This is a genomic window from Saccharothrix luteola (assembly GCF_020859565.1).
Classification (GTDB): domain Bacteria; phylum Actinomycetota; class Actinomycetes; order Mycobacteriales; family Pseudonocardiaceae; genus Actinosynnema; species Actinosynnema luteola.
The window spans coordinates 1-18,704 of the sequence record NZ_JAJHUO010000017.1; the positions used below are offsets into that span (position 1 = coordinate 1).

An 18,704-nucleotide genomic window follows, 5' to 3' on the forward strand; every position below is an offset into this window, starting at 1 on the left:
GATCGCTCCGAACAACACTGACAAGTAATGTCAGTTGTCCAGTAACAATCTCAAAGGAAACCTCTTGACGAGGTTCATAAATTTACTGGCTATTCGGCACGCTGTTGAGTTCTCAAAGAACACGCGCTCACCATCACGTCCCGCGTCTTACCGCGGTTCATTCCGGGGCTTTGTGTTTCCGGTGTTTCGCTTGCTGTGGTTGAACCTTAGCTCGTTCGTTTTCGCGGTGTCAAATCGGCCGGTTTCGGCTTCTCGGCTCCGCGACAAACTCGCTTAGCATTCAATTTGTACTACCGTCCGGAACCGAGGCAGCACTCTGTGCTGCTGATTCAGTCCCGGGGGCTTGTGCTCGCCGCGCTCCGCTCCGGTCTTTCTCCGGCTCGTTCCGCGCTGGCAGAGAGAAAGTTACACCCCGCCCCACGCAGAGACAAATCGGGGGGTCGGTTGCGGCATCTCCGCAGCTAGGCGTGGTGCCCCCACCGGGAACGGTGGATGCTGTGCCCGTGCAGCTCTCGCCTCGACTCGGCCGGTACGCGCTCCACGTCCTCGTGGTCGCGGCTTGCTACTACGTGGGCGCCGAGGTCGGTCTTCTCCAAGCGTTGGTCAACGACCAGGTGACGCCGCTGTGGCCGCCGACAGGTGTCGCCGTGCTCGCGCTGCTGCTCGGCGGGCTGAAGATGTGGCCTGGCATCGCGCTGGGCGCGTTCGCGGCCAACTCGCCCCTCAGCGACCTCGGCGCGACGGTCCTCATCACCGCGGGCAACACCGTCGGCCCCGTGGTCGCCTACCTCCTGCTCAGGAGAGCGGGCTTCCGGCAGGAGATGGACCGCACGCGTGACGCGCTCGCCCTCGTGCTGTTGGGCGGGTTCTTGGGCATGGCGGTCAGCGCGACGATCGGCTCGGGCACGTTGCTGGTGACGGGTGCGATCGACACCGCGCTGTTCTGGTCGACGTGGACGGTGTGGTGGACCGGTGACGCGCTGGGCGTGCTGGTGCTCGTGCCGATCGTCCTGGCGTTCCGCTCGCTGCGCCTGCGCAACCACCCCGTGCGCCGGTGGCTGGAGGCCTCCGCGTTGCTGGCGAGCACGGCGGTGGTCATGGCCGTGGCGACCACGCACGACCTGCGGCTGATGTACCTGGTGTTCCCGTTCCTGATCTGGGCGGCGCTGCGCTTCCAGCACCTGGGCACGGCCCCGTGCGCGCTGATCGCGACGACCCTGGCAGCACGGGGCGCGGCTCGCAGCACGGGTCCGTTCGCCGATCTGGACCTGGTGGTGCGCATGGTGACGCTCCAGGCGTTCAACGGGACGGCGGTGTTGACCGCGTTGCTGCTGGCGGCGGTGATCTCGGAGCGCAACGCCGCGCGGGAGGCGATCGAGCGGACGGTGGCGCAGCTGGCGGACGTGGTGGCGCAGTACCAACCGCCGGCCCTGGGTGATCTGCTGCCGCCCAAGCCGCGGGAGAAGCGCTAGTGGACGTGGTGGTCGTCGGTGGCGGGCCGGCGGGACGGGCGTTGGCGCGGGCGTGCGCGGCGAGGAATCTCGACACGACGTTGGTCGACCCGAACCCGGAGCGGCCGTGGCGCGCGACCTACGCGGCGTGGGTGGACGAGTTGCCCGCCGACGCGCCGGTGGCGGTCAGCACGTCGAGGGCCCGTGCGGTGACGACGGCGGAGCACGTGATCGCGCGGGGTTACGCGGTGCTGGACAACGAGTGGTTGCGGCGGCTCCCGGGCGACGTCCGGGTGGTCGCCGGTCGCGTGGTCGCGCACACCGGCGGGACGGCGACGTTGGCCGACGGGCGGGTGCTGACCGGACGGGTGGTCGACGCGACCGGCACGGCGGGTGGTCGGGCGGCGCAGACGGCGGTCGGCGTGGTGGTGCCCGCGGGGTCGGCGAGGCCGTTCGTGGGTGCCGACGAGGCGCTGATCATGGACTGGCGCAAGCCTCCCGCGGCCACGACGGCTGATCCGACGTTCCTCTACGCGATCCCGGTGTCGGCGGACGAGGTGTTGCTGGAGGAGACGTCGTTGGCCCGCCGGCCGGGCCTGCCGCTGCGCGAGTTGCGGCTGCGGCTGCACGCGCGCCTGGCCCGGCACGGCATCCCGGTGCCGCGGGACGAGGAACGGGTGCGCATCACGTTGGACGGGCGGGCGCGGGACGGCGCGTTCGGCGCGGCGGCGGGGTGGGTCCACCCGGCGACGGGGTACAGCGTGGCGGCGGCGTTGCGGCGCGCGCCGGTGGTGGCGGACGCGATCGCGGAGGGGCGGAAGGTGACGCGTTCGGCGGCGGAACGCACAGTGCGCACGTTGCGACTGAGAGGTATGGAGGCGTTGCTGGCGCTGCCGCCCGACGACGTACCGGAATTCTTCAACAGCTTCTTCAAATTGTCCGGCAGTCTTCAACGCGACTACCTCGGCGGGCACGATGACCTGCGCGGGACCGCCCGGGCGATGCTCCGGCTGTTCGACTCGGTGTCGTGGGGTATGCGCGCCCGGCTGGTATTTCCTGTGCAATCGGCCAAAAGTGCGGGAACACCTGGTTAACGCTCTCGGCAAAACAAGATCGACCGGGCACGATCGGGGCCGTGCCCGCCTTGCTGGATGACGTTCGCTTCGCCTTCCAGCCGTTGTTCAACCTCCACACCGGAGGGGTCGTGGCGGTAGAAGCGCTGGCCCGACCGCACGACGGCAACGTGCAGGACCTGCTGCGGATGGCTTTCCGCGCCGGGTACCTGGCCAACACCGACGTGGCGCTCGCGTGCCGCGCGGTCCGGCACGCGGCCGACCACGGCCTCGGCGTGCCGCTGCACGTCAACCTGCTCGCGTTGACGATCGCGGACAAACCCGAGCTCATGGCCCCGCTCTACGGCGCGCTGCGCGAGGTGGGGCGCACGCCGGCCGACCTGGTGGTCGAGGTCGGCACGCCGTACTCGCGCGCGCCGCGCCGGCTGCTGGTCAAGGGCATCGAACGGCTGCGCGAGGACGGGTTCCGGATCGGCCTGGACGGCGTTGGCGAGGGCGACTCGCCGTTGTCGCTGCTGACCGAGGTGCAGCCCGACGTGATCAAGCTCGACCGCGAGGTGGTGGTGGCGCTGCCCACCGACCCCTCCCGGTACGCGCTGGCCCAGGCGTTGCAGCACCTGTGCGAGCACATCGGGTCGCTGGTCGTCGCGGAGGGCGTGGAGACGGAGGCGCAGCTGGCCGCGCTGCGCCGGCTCGGGGTGCGGCTCGCGCAGGGCAACCTGCTGGCGAGCCCGCAGCGGCGGCCGAAGGTGGACGCGACGATCGCGGCGGTGCTGAGCGAGGTCAACGACCCGGAGGCGGTCACGAGCACGATGACCGCGCCGTTGCGGCGCAAGGCCGGGCCGAAGGTGACCGACTTCCTGCACCCGGCGACCACGCTGCCCGACTCGGCGACGTCCGAGGAGGTACGCGACGTGCTCGCGAACCAGCCGACGGTCAGCGGCGTGGTGCTCGTGGACGACGAGGGCAGGCCGCGGTGGACGGTGGACCGCAACCGGTTCCTGCTGGCGGTGACGGGTCCGTTCGGGCACGCCCTGCACGCCAAGCGGGAGGCGGCGCGGCTGGCGGACCGGCCGAAGCTGATCGGGGCGGACTCGAGCGCGCTGGAGCTGCTGGACGTGGTGGCGCACGCGAACCGTGAGCGCACCAACGACGACCTGGTGGTCGTGGACGACGACGACCGCTGCCTCGGGGTGGTGCGGGTCGCGGACGTGGTGCGCGGTGTCGCCGAGATGAAGGTGGAGCAGGCGGCGGCGTTGAGCCCGTTGACGCGGCTGCCGGGCAGCGACTCGATCGCGCGCGAGGTGGACCGGCGCATCCTCGGTGGCGAGCTGTTCGCGGTGGGGTGGCTGGACGTGGACGCGTTCAAGCGGGTGAACGACTCGGCGGGGTTCGCGGCGGGTGACGACCTGATCCGGGCCATAGGGCGTGCGCTCACCGACGGCGCGACGTCGTACCCGGGCGTGCAGATAGGGCACGTCGGCGGGGACGACTTCCTCGTGGTGGCCGGGTTGGACGAGATCGTGCCGTTCTCGGCGGGTGTGCTGGACGTGCCGTTCGAGGCCGAGGGGCGCGGGGTGACGTTGTCGTTGGCGACGTTGATCTGCGCGGCCGGGTCGGTCGGGTCGTACCGGGAGGTCTCCCGGTTGCTGGCGCCGTTGAAGGAGCACGCGAAGTCGTTGCGGGGCACCAGTTGGGTGTTGGGGCGGCCAGGCAGCGACCACGTCGACGTGCTGCGTGGCGGGCCGCATCTCGCGGTAAGTTAGGAAGTTCACCGCAAAGCCGCATGTGCGGCTCGTTCGGTTACTCATAGCATCAGGCGGACTACCCAGCGTTCGGGAGGTCCCCGTGACCGAGGTCACCGCCCTACCGCTCCCGCGAGTCGTCTCGGACCTGCCGCTGTCGGTGGGGGTCGAGGAGGAGTTCCTGCTGGTCGACGCGAGCACCGGGGTGCTGGTGCCGTTGGCGGGCGAGGTGTTGGGCGACGCCCGTCCCGGGCTCGACCTGCAGACCGAGATGACGCTCTACCAGGTGGAGAGCGCCACCGGGGTGTGCCGGAGCATGGCCGAGGTGCGCGAGCAGCTCCTCGCGGCACGCGTGGCGCTCGCCGCGCTGGCGGAGGCCAGGGGCGCGCGCATCGTGGCGACCGGCACCCCGGTGCTCGGCGGCTTGCGCCCGCCTCCGCTGACCGAGTCCGACCGGTATCGGACCATCGCCGCCGAGTACGGGTCGTTGGTCGACGGGCTGACCATCTGCGGGTGCCACGTGCACATCGGGATACCGGACGAGGACACCGGGGTCCTGATCAGCAACCACCTGCGGCCGTGGCTGCCGGCGCTGTTGGCGATCAGCGCGAACTCGCCGTTCGGGGACGGGCGTGACACGGGGTACGCGAGCTGGCGCTACCTGTCGTGGAGCCCGTGGCCGTCGGCGGGCGCGCCGCCGTGGTTCGAGTCGGCGGAGGACTACTACCGGGGCACGCGGGTGCTGCGGTCGGGCGGGGCGGCGTTGGACCCGGCGATGGTCTACTGGGACGTGCGGCTGTCGCACCGGCACCCGACGGTGGAACTGCGGGTGTGCGACGTGGCGGCCACCGTGGACGAGGCCGTCGTGCTCGCGGCCCTGGTGCGGGCGATTGCCGTGATGGCGTTGGCCGGCGTGCCTGCCCAGCGCGTGCCGGACTTGGAGTTGCGGACGGCGTTGTGGCGTTCGGCCCGGGACGGGTTGGACGGCGCGGGGATCGAGCCGATGAGCGGCCGGCTGGTGCCGGCGGCGGACCTCGTGCGGGCGCTCGTGGACTGGACGCGGCCGGCTCTGCGCGGCGCCGGGGACGAGGACCTGGTGGTCGACGGCATCGACCGGTTGCTGTTGGACGGCACGGGTGCGGTGCGGCAGCGGCGGGCGTTCCGCCGGCGCGGTTCGCTCGCGGACGTGGTCGACATGCTGGCCGCGCAGACGGTGTGAGTACACACCCGCTCGCCCGTGCGGGCCGCTGCCGAGGTGCTGGTCGCGCCCGACCGGCGCATGCTTGGTCGTACGCGAACAAGGAGGTTCGGCATGACCACCGCACGGGAGATCATGAACGCCGGTGTCCAGTGCGTCAAGGAGGACCAGAGCCTGCTCGACGCGGCACGGATGATGCGCGACCTGGACGTCGGCTCGTTGCCGATCTGCGGCAAGGACGACAAGCTGCACGGCATCATCACCGATCGCGACATCGTGCTGCGCTGCGTGGCCGAGGGCCGCGACCCCGCGTCCATGAGGGCCGGTGACATGTCCGGTCACCTGCACTGGGTCGAGGCGGACGACGACCTGTCGCACGTGCTGCGGACGATGGAGGACAACCAGATCCGCCGGCTCCCGGTGATCGAGGCGCACCGACTGGTCGGCATGGTGTCGGAGGCGGACCTGGCCAGGCACCTGGACGAGTCGCAGATCGCGGAATTCGTGGAACGCGTGTACGCCCGCTAACCGCCCCCCACTACACGCCCTCACCGCCCACTGCACGCCCTCACCTCAAAAGGAGGGCTTCGGGTCATCCCGCCGACCTGGCTCCGCCCTACCGCGCGTGTCAAGGGGGCGCGGGTTCACCTCTGCCCACGGCCTGCACTGATGTCGCGCGCCCCCTTGATACGTGGGGTAGCCCGTAGGGAGGTCGGTGGGATGACAGACCAACAACGGACCCGGCACATCCCCACCCACCGGCCGTCATCCTGCTGATCTGCCGGTCCGGCGAGGACTCTTTTGATCCTTATGTGAACCCCGGCCAGACCTCCGGAATTGTCAGACCACGCCGGTAAACTAAAAACAGGGGTCCCCTCGGCGGGGACCCCTGCGAAGCATCAAGCAGTGCGCGGACCAGACGGTGAACCGGTCAGACCGTGAACCCGAGGGCGCGCAGCTGTTCACGCCCGTCATCCGTGATCTTCTCCGGCCCCCACGGCGGCATCCACACCCAGTTGATGCGGAAGTCGTTGACGATCCCACTGGCACCGCCACCGCCACCCACCAGCGCCGACCGCGTCTGGTCCTCGATGACATCCGTCAACGGACACGCCGCGGACGTCAGCGTCATGTCGATGAGCGCCACGTTCTCCTCGTCCACGCGGATGTCGTAGACGAGGCCCAGGTCCACGACGTTGATCCCCAACTCGGGGTCGACGACGTCGCGCATGGCCTCCTCGACGTCATCCACCGCGGCCACGTCTGCCTTCGGCGCGGGCGGCTCGGGCATGCCCTCGATGCCGCGCACCACGTCTTCTTCGGCGGTCATGCCTTTGCTCCCTCGCTGCGTGCCACCGCGTCCTTGAAAGCCATCCAGCCCAGCAGCGCGCACTTCACGCGCGCCGGGTACTTCGCCACTCCCGCGAACGCGATGCCGTCCTCCAGGACGTCCTCGTCGGGCTCCACCTGGCCGCGGCCCTGCATGAGCTCGACGAACGCGTCCATCTTCTCGAACGCCGTGCTCAACGGCTTGCCGACCACCAGGTCGGTCAGCACCGAGGTGGACGCCTGGCTGATGGAACAGCCCTGCCCGTCGTACGACACGTCGCGCACGGTGTCGCCGTCCAGCGACACCCGCAACGTCACCTCGTCGCCGCACGTGGGGTTGATCTGGTGCGACTCGGCGTCGAACGGGTCGCGCAAACCGCGCCCGTGCGGGTTCTTGTAGTGGTCCAGGATGATCTCCTGGTACATCTGCTGCAGCTGCATCCCTAGACCACCCCGAAGAACTTCTGCGCCTCCCGGACGGCGTCGACCAGGGCGGTCACCTCGTCCGGCGTGTTGTACAGGTAGAAGCTGGCCCGCACGGTGGCGGCGGCGTCCATCCGCCGGTGCAGGGGCCACGCGCAGTGGTGGCCGACGCGCACCGCGACGCCCAGGCTGTCGAGCACCTGGCCGGCGTCGTGCGCGTGGATGCCGTCGACGACGAACGACACCGCGCCGCCGCGGTCCACCACGTCCGTCGGCCCCACGACCCGCACACCGGGCACCTCGGCCAGGCCGCGCAGCGCCAGCTCGGTGAGCTGGTGCTCGTGCGCGGCGATCCGGTCCATGCCGACGGCGTTGAGGTAGTCCACCGCGGCGCCGAGCGCCACGGCCTGCGACGTCATGGGCACGCCCGCCTCGAACCGTGCGGGCGGCGGCGCGAACGTCGACTGCGCCATGTGCACCATCTCGATCATGGACCCGCCGGTGAGGAACGGCGGCAGGGCCTCCAGCAGCTCACGGCGCCCGTACAGGACCCCGATGCCGGACGGGCCGAGCATCTTGTGGCCGCTGAACACCGCGAAGTCCACGCCCAGGGCCTTGAAGTCCACCGGGCCGTGCGGCACCGACTGACACGCGTCCAGCACGGTCAGAGCGCCCACCGCACGGGCCGCGTCCGCCAGCACCCGCACCGGGTTGACGGTGCCGAGCACGTTCGACTGGTGGGTGAACGCGACGACCTTCGTCTTCGAGTTGACCAACGAGTCGATCGCGGACAGGTCGAGCCTGCCCTCGTCCGTCACGCCGAACCAGCGCAGCGTCGCGCCCGTGCGCGCGGCCAGCTGCTGCCACGGCACGAGGTTCGCGTGGTGCTCCATCTCGGTCACGACGATCTCGTCGCCGGGGCCGACGCGGAACCGCTCGGCCTCGGGACCGGCGGTGGCCGCGTTGCCCATCGCGTACGCGACGAGGTTCACGCCTTCGGTCGCGTTCTTGGTGAACACGATTTCGCCGTGATCGACACCGACGAAGTCGGCGATCTTCTGCCGTGCGCCTTCGTAGGCGTCGGTGGCTTCCTCGGCCAGCTGGTGCGCCCCGCGGTGCACCGCGGCGTTGGCGGTCTCCAGGAAGGCGCGCTCGGCGTCGAGGACCTGCCTCGGGCGTTGCGAGGTGGCGCCGGAGTCCAGGTAGACCAGCCGCTTGCCCTCCCGCACGGTGCGTCCCAGGATCGGGAAGTCCGCTCGGACGGTAGCGACGTCCAGCGGGGTGACGGTCGTGGTCACTGCTCCGACGCCTCCTCTCGGTACGTGTTCACGAACGGTGCAACGTCAGGCGATGCCCGCTGCTTCCGGCTTCCCGATGTACTTCACGTAACCCTCGGCCTCGAGCTTGTCGGCCAGCTCCGGACCGCCGGACTCGGCGATGCGGCCACCGGCGAAGACGTGCACGAAGTCGGGCGAGATGTACTTGAGGATCCGGGTGTAGTGCGTGATCAGCATGACGCCGACCTCACCGGAGCGCTTGTACCGGTTCACGCCCTCGGACACGACGCGCAGCGCGTCGACGTCCAGGCCGGAGTCGGTCTCGTCGAGGATCGCGATCTTCGGCTGGAGCAGCCCGAGCTGCAGGATCTCGTGGCGCTTCTTCTCGCCGCCCGAGAAGCCCTCGTTCACCGAGCGCTCCGCGAAGGTCGGGTCGATGTCCAGCTCGGACATCGCCTCCTTGACCTCCTTGACCCAGTGGCGCAGCTTCGGGGCCTCGCCGCGCACGGCGGTGGCGGCGGTGCGCAGGAAGTTCGACATCGAGACGCCGGGCACCTCGACCGGGTACTGCATGGCGAGGAACAGGCCCGCGCGGGCGCGCTCGTCCACCGTCATCCCCAGCACGTCCTCGCCGTCCAGCAGCACGCTGCCGGAGGTGATCTCGTACTTGGGGTGCCCGGCGATGGCGTAGGACAGGGTGGACTTGCCCGAGCCGTTGGGGCCCATGATCGCGTGGGTCTCGCCTGCCTTGATGGTCAGGTCGACGCCCTTGAGGATCTCCTTGGCGCCGTCGTCGGTGTTGACCGAGACGTGCAGGTCCTTGATCTCCAGAGTGGCCATTGGTGCTTCGTTCTCCTGGTGTTGCGAGCGAAAGTCAGTTCGTAGCCAAGGTCAGTTCACCGCTGCGGTGACGTCCACGTAGACGTCGTCCCCGCGCAGCTCGACGGCGAACACGTCGACCGGCTCGGTGGCGGGCGGCGAGGACGGGCGGCCGGTGCGCAGGTCGAAGCACGACCCGTGCAGCCAGCACTCCACGCCCTTGCGCGTCACCTCGCCCTCGCTGAGCGCCACTTCGGCGTGCGAGCACAGGTCGCGCAGCGCGTGCACGGTCCCGCCGTCGCGGACGAGCAGGACCGGGGTGTACTCGTCGCCGACCTCGAACGCGGCGGGCTTGCCGTCGTCGAGGTCGGTCAGCGAGCACACCCTGATCACACGCCCACCGCTTCGAGCTCCGCCTCGATCGCGGCTTCCAGGCGCTCGCGCACCTCGGGAACGGCGATCTTGAGCAGGATCTCGTGGAAGAACCCGCGCACGACGAGCCGTCGTGCCTGGTCCTCCGGGATGCCGCGGGCCTGCAGGTAGAACAGCTGCTCGTCGTCGAACCGGCCGGTGGCGCTGGCGTGGCCCGCGCCCTCGATCTCGCCGGTCTCGATCTCCAGGTTGGGCACCGAGTCGGCGCGCGCGCCGTCGGTGAGCACCAGGTTCCGGTTGAGCTCGAAGGTCTCGGTGCCCTCGGCCGCGGCGCGGATCAGCACGTCGCCGATCCACACCGTGTGCGCGTCCTCGCCCTGCAACGCGCCCTTGTAGACCACGTTGCTGCGGCAGTTGGACGCCGAGTGGTCGATGAAGGTGCGGTGCTCCAGGTGCTGGCCCGCGTCGGCGAAGTACAGACCGAGCAGCTCGGCGTCGCCGCCGCGGCCGGTGTAGGTGACCACCGGCGTGAGGCGCACGACGTTGCCGCCGAGGGTGATGACGGTGTGCTTGAACGAGGCGTCGCGGCCCAGCTTGGCGTGGTGCGACGACACGTGCACCGCGTCGTCGGCCCAGTCCTGGATGGCGACCACGGTGAGGTGCGCGCCGTCGCCGACCACGAACTCGATGTTGTCGGCGTACGCGCCGGAGCCGCGGTGGTCGATGACCACGACGGCCTCGGCGAACTGCTTGGCGTGCACGTGCAGGTGGCCGTACGCGACCTGGCCCTCGCCCGCGCCGGTCACCGTGATGGTGGTCGGCTCGGACTTCGCGTCACCGGGGAGGGTCACGACGGTGGCCTCGGTGAACGCCGACCAGGCCTGGGCGGCGACGCGGTCACCGGGCGTGCCGGCGACGCCGAGCCGCTCGTCACCGCGCGCCACGGTCTCGACCGTGACGCCCTCGGGTGCGTTGACCTCGACGTTCGCCGTGCCGGTCGCCTCGGCGCCGTTGTGCAGGTTCGCCAGGCGCTTCATGGGGGTGAAGCGCCAGATCTCCTCGCGACCGCCGGGCACCTCGAACGCGTTCACGTCGAACGACGTGAAGTGGTCCGCGCGCGAGGAGATCGGGGCACCCGCACCGTGCGAGTGGGCCGTCAGGCCGTGTTGCTGGTCTTCGGTGGTGACGGCCATGTCAGCCGACGGCCCCTTCCATCTGCAGCTCGATCAGGCGGTTCAGCTCGAGGGCGTACTCCATGGGCAGCTCGCGCGCGATGGGCTCGACGAACCCGCGCACGATCATCGCCATGGCCTCGTCCTCGTTGAGGCCGCGGGACATCAGGTAGAACAGCTGGTCCTCGGAGACCTTCGAGACCGTGGCCTCGTGGCCCATCGACACGTCGTCCTCGCGGACGTCGACGTACGGGTAGGTGTCCGAGCGGCTGATGTTGTCCACCAGCAGCGCGTCGCACTTGACCGTGGACTTCGAGTGGTGCGCCCGCTTGTTGACCTGCACGAGGCCGCGGTACGAGGTGCGGCCACCGCCGCGCGCCACCGACTTCGACACGATCGTGGACGACGTGTGCGGCGCCATGTGGACCATCTTCGCGCCGGCGTCCTGGTGCTGGCCCTCGCCCGCGAACGCGATCGAGAGGACCTCGCCCTTGGCGTGCTCGCCCATCAGGAACACGGCCGGGTACTTCATGGTGACCTTGGAGCCGATGTTGCCGTCGATCCACTCCATGGTCGCGCCCTCTTCGGCCTTGGCGCGCTTGGTGACCAGGTTGTAGACGTTGTTCGACCAGTTCTGGATGGTCGTGTAGCGGCAGCGACCACCCTTCTTGACGATGATCTCCACGACGGCGGAGTGCAGCGAGTCCGACGAGTAGATCGGCGCGGTGCAGCCCTCGACGTAGTGCACGTACGCGCCCTCGTCGACGATGATCAGCGTGCGCTCGAACTGGCCCATGTTCTCGGTGTTGATCCGGAAGTAGGCCTGGAGCGGGATGTCGACGTGGACGCCCTTGGGCACGTAGATGAACGAGCCGCCCGACCACACCGCGGAGTTCAGCGCGGAGAACTTGTTGTCACCCGAGGGGATGACGGAGCCGAAGTACTCCTTGAACAGCTCCGGGTGCTCCTTGAGGGCGGTGTCGGTGTCGAGGAAGATGACACCCTGCTCCTCGAGGTCCTCGCGGATCTTGTGGTAGACGACCTCGGACTCGTACTGGGCCGCGACGCCGGAGACCAGGCGCTGCTTCTCCGCCTCCGGGATGCCGAGGCGGTCGTAGGTGTTCTTGATCTCGTCGGGCAGGTCGTCCCAGGTCGCCGCCTGCTTCTCGGTCGACCGGACGAAGTACTTGATGTTGTCGAAGTCGATGCCCGACAGGTCGGAGCCCCAGGTCGGCATGGGCTTGCGGTCGAACAACCGCAGCGCCTTGAGCCGGAACTCCAGCATCCACTCGGGCTCGTTCTTCTTCGCCGAGATGTCCCGAACGACGTCCTCGTTCAGGCCCCGGCGAGCGCTCGCGCCTGCCACGTCCGAGTCGGACCAGCCGAACTCGTAGTTGCCGATGCTCGCCAGGGTTTCTTCCTGGGTGAGCGGGGCTGTGGTGGTGCGCTGCTCGGCAGCGGCAGTCATGCGGGCTCCCCTCCATCTGGGATCCGGGGTGTGTTCGGGATGTGCGTCGTGCACACGGCATCGCCGCGGGCGATGGTGGCCAGGCGCTGGACGTGCGTGCCGAGCAGGTCGGCGAACGCCGCCGTCTCGGTCTCGCACAACTGCGGGAACTCCGCCGCGACGTGCGCCACCGGGCACAGGTGCTGGCAGAGCTGCTCGCCCGCCCCCACGTGGCGCGCCGAGGCAGCGTAGCCCTCCCTGGTCAGCGCCACGGCGAGGGCCTTGGCCCGCTCCGCGGCGTCGGGCTGGGCCACGATGGCCGCGCGGTGCCGGTCGACGAATGCGGACACCCGTCGTTCGGCGAAGGTTCGTACCGCCTCCTCCCCGCCCTGTTCGGCGAGGAACCGCAGCGCGGCGGCGGCGAGGTCGTCGTAGGCGTGCCCGAAGCGGGCCCGCCCCTGCTCGGTCAGCAGGAAGAGCTTGGCCGGGCGACCCCGGCCGCGCTGGCCCCGGCGCGGGGCCTCCCTGCTGGCCGCCTCGCCGTCGGCCACCAGCGCGTCGATGTGCCGGCGCACCGCCGTGGGGCTCAGGCCCAGCTGCTCCGCGACCGAGGCCGCGGTCACCGGGCCCTGCTCCAGGAGGAGCCGTGCGACGGCGTGCCGGGTCCGGCCGTCGTGCCCGGACGGCACAGCGGTCGAATCGGTCCCGGCGTTTTTCACAACACCAGTGTTGCGTATTTCGCGGGCGGCCGCAAAGATCGACCCTCGTCGGGTGACCCGAGTCACGCGTCCCGGCCTGTCGCTACCCTTCGGACGTGGCGGCGGGCGGAATGGTGATGGCGAACCGGAGCGAGATCGGCGAGGCAGCACCCCTCGACGCGCCCGAACGGCGACAGCTCGACGTGATCCGCCGGTGGGGCACGGTGGGCGCGCTGCTGCTGGCCGTCGGCTCGCTCGGGTCGGGCGCCGCGCCGATCTTCAGCCCGCTGCCGGGCACGCCGCTGCTCGGGCTGTTCCCGCGGATGCCCAGCGCGTCGATGGCCGTCGCGTGGACCGGCATCTTCCTCATCGTGTCGGCGTGGCTGTGGCTGGGCCGGTTCGCCCGGCCGGGCCGTCCCCGCCTGATGTCGCGCAGCCAGCTCGACCGCACGCTGCTGATGTGGATCACGCCGCTGGTGTTCGTGCTGCCCATGTTCAGCCGTGACGTCTACAGCTACCTGGCGCAGTCGCAGATCGCGGCCAACGGGCAGGACCCGTACGAGCTCGGCCCGGCCACGGCGCTGGGCGTCGAGCACGACCTGACGAAGAACGTGCCGAACATCTGGCGCGAGACGCCCGCGCCGTACGGGCCGCTGTTCCTGGCCGCCGGGCGGGTCATCTCGATGGTGACCGGTGACGGCGTGCTGCCCGGCATCTTCCTGCACCGGCTGCTGGGGCTGCTGGGGCTGGCGATGATCGTGTGGGCGCTGCCGCGGTTGGCCCGGCGCTTCGGCGTGCCGCCGGTGAGCGCGCTGTGGTTGGGCGCGGCGAACCCGCTGGTGCTGTTCCACCTGGTCGTGGGCGTGCACAACGAGGGCCTGGCGATCGGCTTGATGCTGGTGGGGCTGGAGTTGGCGCTGCGGAAGATGCCCCTGGTCCCGGGCGCGCCGATGACGCGTGAAGAGCTGCTGTGGATAGTGCTCGGCGCGACCATGATCACGTTCGGCGCGGCGGTGAAGATCCCGGCCGCGCTGGCGCTCGGCTTTTTGGGCGTGCTGATCGCGCGGCGGTGGGGCGGGCGGTTCTCCGACCTGGTGCGGGCGGCGCTGTTGCTGCTGGTCATCTCGGGTGTGGTGATGGTCGGGACGTGCGTCGGCACCGGGCTCGGGTTCGGGTGGGTGGAGACGCTGAACGTGGCGGGCACCGTGAAGAGCTGGATGTCGCCGCCGACCGCGATGGGGTTCATGGGCGGGGGGCTCGGGCTGATGCTCGGGCTGGGCAACCACACCGAGTCGGTGATCGTGCTGATGCGGATCGTGACGCAGGCCGTGTCGGTGGTGATCGTGGCGACGCTGCTGTGGAAGGCGTTCCGGGGTCGGATCAAGGCCGTCAACGGGCTGGGGGCCGGATTGGGCGCGGTGCTCGTGCTCGGGCCCGTGCTGCAGCCGTGGTACGTGCTGTGGGCGGCGTTGCCGCTGGCCACGGCCGTGCTGGCGCGTCGGTTCCGGGTGTTCGCCACCACCGCCAGCGCCGTGATCGCGGTGATCCTGCCGCCGACGGGCTCGGCGTTCGACGGCCGTGCCTACATCGTGCCGCAGGCCGTGGCGGGCGCTCTGATCGCGTTCGCCGTGTGCCTGTTCGTCGCCCGCAAACAGGTCATGCCGCTGATCAAACGCGACCCCCTCCCGGGCTACGCCTAACCCACCCCCCGCGCGTGTCGAACCTCCAGGTCCCGCGTGTCGAACCTCCAGGTCCCGCGTGTCGAACACTCGCGTCCCGCGTGTCGAACGCTCAGGACCCGTGAATTCAACGCTCGCGTCGAGGCGTCCGGACGCGAACGTAGAACTCGGGGGTCCTGAAGGTTCGACACGCGGGACCTGAGCGTTCGACACGCGAGGGTGTAACGGGTGGGGGCGGTGGGCGAGGTAGGGGGTGCGGGAGGATCGGGGCAAGGGGAGGTGGCGTGGTGGTGGACGTGCCCAGGGAGCAGATCCGGTTCGCCGTCGTGCTGAACGGGGGTGTGAGCCTCGCCGTGTGGATGGGCGGGGTGGTCCTCGAGCTCGACCGGCTGACCAGGGGTGACGGCCCGTACGCCGACCTGCTGGACATGGTCGGCAGCACGGCGCGCGCCGACGTCATCACGGGCACGTCGGCAGGCGGCATCAACGGCGCCGCGCTGGCGTTGTCGCAGGTCAACGCCAGTGCCCGGCTGGAACGGCTGCGTGACCTGTGGGCCGAGCAAGGCCGGATGGAGCAGCTGCTCCGCACGCCGTTCCGCGGCCAACCGGCGTCGCTGCTGCGCGGCGACGAGTTCTTCCTCCCGAGGCTCCAGGAAGCACTCGAACGCCTGACCACCGACTTCACCCCGCAGGAGGACCGGCCGGTCGACCTGCGCATCACGACCACGCTGCTCGCGGGCGTGCCCACGGTCACCCACGACGACCTCGGCCAGACCCTCGTGCAGGCCACCCACCAGGGCAGCTTCTCGTTCCGCCGCGACCCCGGCGGCCGGGACGACTTCACCGCCGACAAGCTCCCGACGCTGGTCAGCCGCATGGCGCTGGCCGCGCGCTCGTCCGCGTCGTTCCCGTTCGCGTTCGAGCCCTCCTTCATCCCGGTCGCGCCGGGCGCGCCCGACGGCGACAAGCCCAACATGGCCGAGGTCGCGTCCTGGGCCAACGACACCGACAACCGGTCCCGCTACGCCGTCGACGGCGGCGTCCTGGTCAACACGCCCACCAAGGAGGCGTTGGAGGCCATCGACCGGATGCCCGCCGAGGGCCCGGTCCGACGGGTGATGCTGCTGGTGTTCCCGCACGCGCCCGAGGCGGTGGTGGAGCCGGTGGCGCCCGTGGACGGCGCGCTGCCCAGCACCATCGCCACCGGTGGCAAGCTGCTCGGCGCGCTGACCAGCCAGAGCGGGCGGACCTACGTCGACCGCATCGAGGAGCACAACCGCAACGCCGCCTCCCGCCGCGGCGGGCGCAACGCCCTGCTGGACCGGCTCGCGTCCGGCGGCTCGGTCACCGACAAGGTGTACGCGCTGGCCGAGACCCTGCACGAGCACTACGAGGACGTGCGCATCCGGCACGCCGCCCGCGACGTCACGACCCGCCAGTTCGAGGTGCCGGGCACGAACGCCGCCGGCTGGACGTTCGAACGGGTCCGCGCCGCGGCCGAGGCGGCGCAGCGCGAGTACCGCGCGGACCACAGCAAGCTGCCGTACGTGCCGACCCGGCCACAGCCCGTCGCGCTGCCCGACCACGGCTGGCCGTGGGGCATCACGATGGCCGAACGGCTCGCGTCCGCCGCGATGGACGTGCTCAAACGGCTGGTGTGGGTGATGCCGGACGCCCAGCGGCTGGCGATGGCCCGCACGAACCTGTTCGACGTGCGGGCGAGGCTGCGCGCCGCCCGGATCGAGCTGGACGAGCACTGGACCACCGACGGGACCGAGGAGCTCGACCAGGCGTACTGGGAACGGCGGGTCCACCGGTTCGCCGAGAAGATGCTGGACGAGCCGGACGGCGTCGGGCAGCGGGTGCGCGAGCAGGTGGAGCGGATCGCGGGCGTCCTCGGCGACGCGCACGACATCCTCGACCAGCTGGAGCCCGAGCAGCTGCGGGTCGGCGAGCTGCGGTCGTGGCACCGGCTGCTGACCGAGCCGCGCACCGACGCCGAGGCCGAGGCGGGCCTGGTGGCGGGCGAGCTGTGGCTGTCCCGGGTGCTGGCGCTGGAGGTCGCGACGACGTGCCTGGCCGACGACACCCGCGGCGGCCTCGACCAGGCCGTCGAGCTGGTGCAGATCAGCCTGCAGACGCGCAACGCGTTCGCCGAGTACAGCATCACCGCCGAGGACAAGGCGGGCGGCGCGTCACTGCACCGGTTCTCCGGGTTCCTCAAGCGGTCCTGGCGGGTCAACGACTGGATCTGGGGCCGGCTCGACGGCGCGACCATGCTGTGCAAGGTGGTGTTCGACCCGAAGCGGCTGCTGCGCGTCGACCGGCTCACCGGCGCGGGCGGCGACCCGGTCGAACGGGCCGCGGCGCAGGTCGACGAGCTGGTGGTGAAGCTGTTCGGCGACGGCGTGCCGGACGAGCTCGGGCCGTACGTCGAGCGGGCGAAGGCCGAACTGGGAAAGGTCTACGCGAGCCCGGACGGCGACCACCCGCCGACGTGCGCGGCGCTGGCGGAGCTGGCCGCGTGGGGGCTGCACGTCCGGATCATCTGCGAGGAGCTGCCCGCGCTGCGCGCGGCGATCCTGGCCGACCGGCACGAGGGCGCGGACCGGCGGTCGCGCGGCGAGCTGTTCCTGGAGGAGCAGGCCGCGCTGCTGGCCCGGCTGCCCGTGCGCACGGACGCGGAGCGGATCGAGGTGGGCGTGCGGGGGCTGAGCGCGTTCGACCGGGCGGGCATCGGGCGTGAGCCGCTGGTGCAGGAGGCGAGCAGCGACCAGGTGATCCGGACGGCGGCGACGGCCGCGGCGGTGGCGATCACCGTGGCCGACAGCGACAACTCGGGTCTGGGCACGGCGAAACCGCTGACCAGGACGTTGCGCGGGGCGGCGCTGCTGCCGTACTGGACGATCACCGGCCTGACCAGGGGCGGGCGGTTGGCGCAGTTCCTGGGGCTGCTCGGGTTCGCGCTGGGCGGGGCGCTGCTGGTGCTGTCGTTGTTCGACCTGCTGCCGCCGTGGGCGGTCGGTCCGGCGGCGGCGTTCGGCGGTGGCACGCTGCTGGCCGCGTTCGGGTACGCGGCGCTGCGGTCGGGAACGCTGCTGCACGGTCTGGTGCTGCTGTCGCCGGTGATCCCGCTGGTGACGGTGGCGATCGACCGGACCAGGGACGCGATGGCGTCCGGCGAGACCGGCGACCAGGCCGTGACGGGCATGGTGGCGGTGGGTGGCGTGCTGCTGGTCGTGGTGGGGTTGCTGATCATCGGCAGCCTGCCCGCGCCGGTGGGCACGCCGCTGGCCGTGCTGGGCAAGATCCGGCTCAAGCCCCGGCTGCTGGTGCGGGTGCTCGTGGCGGCGGCGATCGTGGTCGGCGTCTGGGCCGTGGTGCGGTACCGGCTGTACGACCTGAGCCCGGCGCTCGTGGTGGTCGGCACGGTCGTGGCGATCGTGTTCGGCGGGGTCACGTCGTACGTGCTGGGCAGTTCGCTGCGCCGGTGGCGGCAGGTGGACGGGGTGTGGGACACGGAGGCCGCCGAGCCGCCCGCGTCCGCGACCGCCGGGTGGGCCGCGGTGTACGGGAGCGTGCTGCTGGTCATCGCGGCGGTCGTGCAGGCGTTCTCGCTGCGGTTCACCGGGTGGGAGGCGGTGCTCGGCACGGCGTTGGCGTTCGGCTTGGTGCTGCTGTTGGTGACGACGTGGTGGGTGCCGTTGCGGGCCAGGCGGACCATCGCCACGTCCCTGGTGGAACAGATGTCCATTGTGGACTTCGAGCCGGACGAGGTGGCCGAGGCGCTGCTGAAGCGGCTGGAAGGTCACGGGATGCTGTTCAAGTTCCTGACCGGGCTGGACGCGACCGGCAAGCCCTGCCTGACCGCCAACGGCCACCGCGTGGCCAACCGCGCCGCCCACCGCTCCGCCACCGGCTCCGACCTCGACTAACCCCTCACGCGCGCGAGAGTCCTACGTTCGCGGGCCGAGAGTCCTACGTTCAGGACCCGTGAATTCAACGGTCAGACGGCGGGTTC

General features: G+C 70.7%; 15 protein-coding genes. 7 read left to right on the forward strand and 8 right to left on the reverse strand.

Features of this window, described 5'->3' with window-relative positions; all coding sequences use genetic code 11:
• Nucleotides 1-503: 503 nt before the first annotated feature.
• The 5 genes from LNK82_RS23280 (at nucleotide 504) to LNK82_RS23300 (ending at nucleotide 5,995) form a co-directional block, all read left to right on the forward strand.
• Complete coding sequence (locus tag LNK82_RS23280) at nucleotides 504-1,472, forward strand: MASE1 domain-containing protein (RefSeq protein ID WP_230569113.1); 969 nt, start codon at nucleotides 504-506, stop codon at nucleotides 1,470-1,472.
• The gene (locus LNK82_RS23285; protein ID WP_230569114.1) at nucleotides 1,472-2,545 is read left to right on the forward strand and encodes a lycopene cyclase family protein; all 1,074 of its coding nucleotides are present in this window, start codon (nucleotides 1,472-1,474) and stop codon (nucleotides 2,543-2,545) included. The genes LNK82_RS23280 and LNK82_RS23285 overlap by 1 nt, the downstream gene beginning before the upstream one ends.
• A 41-nt stretch (nucleotides 2,546-2,586) precedes the next feature.
• Complete coding sequence (locus LNK82_RS23290) at nucleotides 2,587-4,290, forward strand: GGDEF domain-containing protein (RefSeq protein WP_230569115.1); 1,704 nt, start codon at nucleotides 2,587-2,589, stop codon at nucleotides 4,288-4,290.
• 82 nt (nucleotides 4,291-4,372) lie between these two features.
• Nucleotides 4,373-5,488 (forward strand): carboxylate-amine ligase, encoded by a 1,116-nt coding sequence (locus tag LNK82_RS23295; protein ID WP_230569116.1) that lies wholly within the window; start codon nucleotides 4,373-4,375, stop codon nucleotides 5,486-5,488.
• A gap of 93 nt (nucleotides 5,489-5,581) precedes the next feature.
• Entirely contained in the window at nucleotides 5,582-5,995 is a 414-nt protein-coding gene (locus LNK82_RS23300; RefSeq protein WP_230569117.1) for a CBS domain-containing protein, read from the forward strand.
• Nucleotides 5,996-6,398: 403 nt separating this feature from the next.
• Here the strand turns inward: LNK82_RS23300 and LNK82_RS23305 are convergent, their stop codons facing one another.
• The 8 genes from LNK82_RS23305 to LNK82_RS23340 are packed head-to-tail and all read right to left on the reverse strand — an operon-like array spanning nucleotide 6,399 to nucleotide 13,025.
• A complete protein-coding gene (locus LNK82_RS23305; protein ID WP_230569118.1) occupies nucleotides 6,399-6,797 on the reverse strand; it encodes a metal-sulfur cluster assembly factor in 399 nt (132 codons plus the stop codon).
• Nucleotides 6,794-7,237: a Fe-S cluster assembly sulfur transfer protein SufU gene (gene sufU, locus LNK82_RS23310; RefSeq protein WP_230569119.1), complete on the reverse strand. Its 444-nt coding sequence runs from the start codon at nucleotides 7,235-7,237 to the stop codon at nucleotides 6,794-6,796. Before sufU ends, LNK82_RS23305 begins: the two co-directional genes overlap by 4 nt.
• Before the next feature lie 2 nt (nucleotides 7,238-7,239).
• Nucleotides 7,240-8,517, reverse strand: a complete 1,278-nt coding sequence (locus LNK82_RS23315; protein ID WP_230569120.1) for a cysteine desulfurase — start codon at nucleotides 8,515-8,517, stop codon at nucleotides 7,240-7,242.
• A gap of 45 nt (nucleotides 8,518-8,562) precedes the next feature.
• The gene (gene sufC, locus LNK82_RS23320) at nucleotides 8,563-9,336 is read right to left on the reverse strand and encodes a Fe-S cluster assembly ATPase SufC (RefSeq protein ID WP_230569121.1); all 774 of its coding nucleotides are present in this window, start codon (nucleotides 9,334-9,336) and stop codon (nucleotides 8,563-8,565) included.
• Between the two features lie 51 nt (nucleotides 9,337-9,387).
• Nucleotides 9,388-9,708: a non-heme iron oxygenase ferredoxin subunit gene (locus tag LNK82_RS23325; RefSeq protein ID WP_230569122.1), complete on the reverse strand. Its 321-nt coding sequence runs from the start codon at nucleotides 9,706-9,708 to the stop codon at nucleotides 9,388-9,390.
• On the reverse strand, nucleotides 9,705-10,880 hold the full coding sequence (gene sufD / locus LNK82_RS23330; protein WP_230569123.1) for a Fe-S cluster assembly protein SufD: 1,176 nt from the start codon (nucleotides 10,878-10,880) through the stop codon (nucleotides 9,705-9,707). The genes LNK82_RS23325 and sufD overlap by 4 nt, the downstream gene beginning before the upstream one ends.
• 1 nt (nucleotide 10,881) lies before the next feature.
• Nucleotides 10,882-12,327 (reverse strand): Fe-S cluster assembly protein SufB, encoded by a 1,446-nt coding sequence (sufB, locus tag LNK82_RS23335; protein ID WP_230569124.1) that lies wholly within the window; start codon nucleotides 12,325-12,327, stop codon nucleotides 10,882-10,884.
• Nucleotides 12,324-13,025 carry a helix-turn-helix transcriptional regulator gene (locus LNK82_RS23340; protein ID WP_230569125.1) on the reverse strand — a complete coding sequence of 234 codons (702 nt, stop codon included), beginning with the start codon at nucleotides 13,023-13,025 and terminating at the stop codon, nucleotides 12,324-12,326. Before LNK82_RS23340 ends, sufB begins: the two co-directional genes overlap by 4 nt.
• Before the next feature lie 110 nt (nucleotides 13,026-13,135).
• Here LNK82_RS23340 and mptB point away from each other — a divergent pair, with 110 nt between their 5' ends.
• Together mptB and LNK82_RS23350 are read left to right on the forward strand one after the other, a co-directional pair.
• Entirely contained in the window at nucleotides 13,136-14,704 is a 1,569-nt protein-coding gene (mptB, locus tag LNK82_RS23345) for a polyprenol phosphomannose-dependent alpha 1,6 mannosyltransferase MptB (RefSeq protein ID WP_372470620.1), read from the forward strand.
• Nucleotides 14,705-14,973: 269 nt separating this feature from the next.
• Nucleotides 14,974-18,618 carry a patatin-like protein gene (locus tag LNK82_RS23350; RefSeq protein ID WP_230569127.1) on the forward strand — a complete coding sequence of 1,215 codons (3,645 nt, stop codon included), beginning with the start codon at nucleotides 14,974-14,976 and terminating at the stop codon, nucleotides 18,616-18,618.
• Nucleotides 18,619-18,704: the final 86 nt, after the last annotated feature.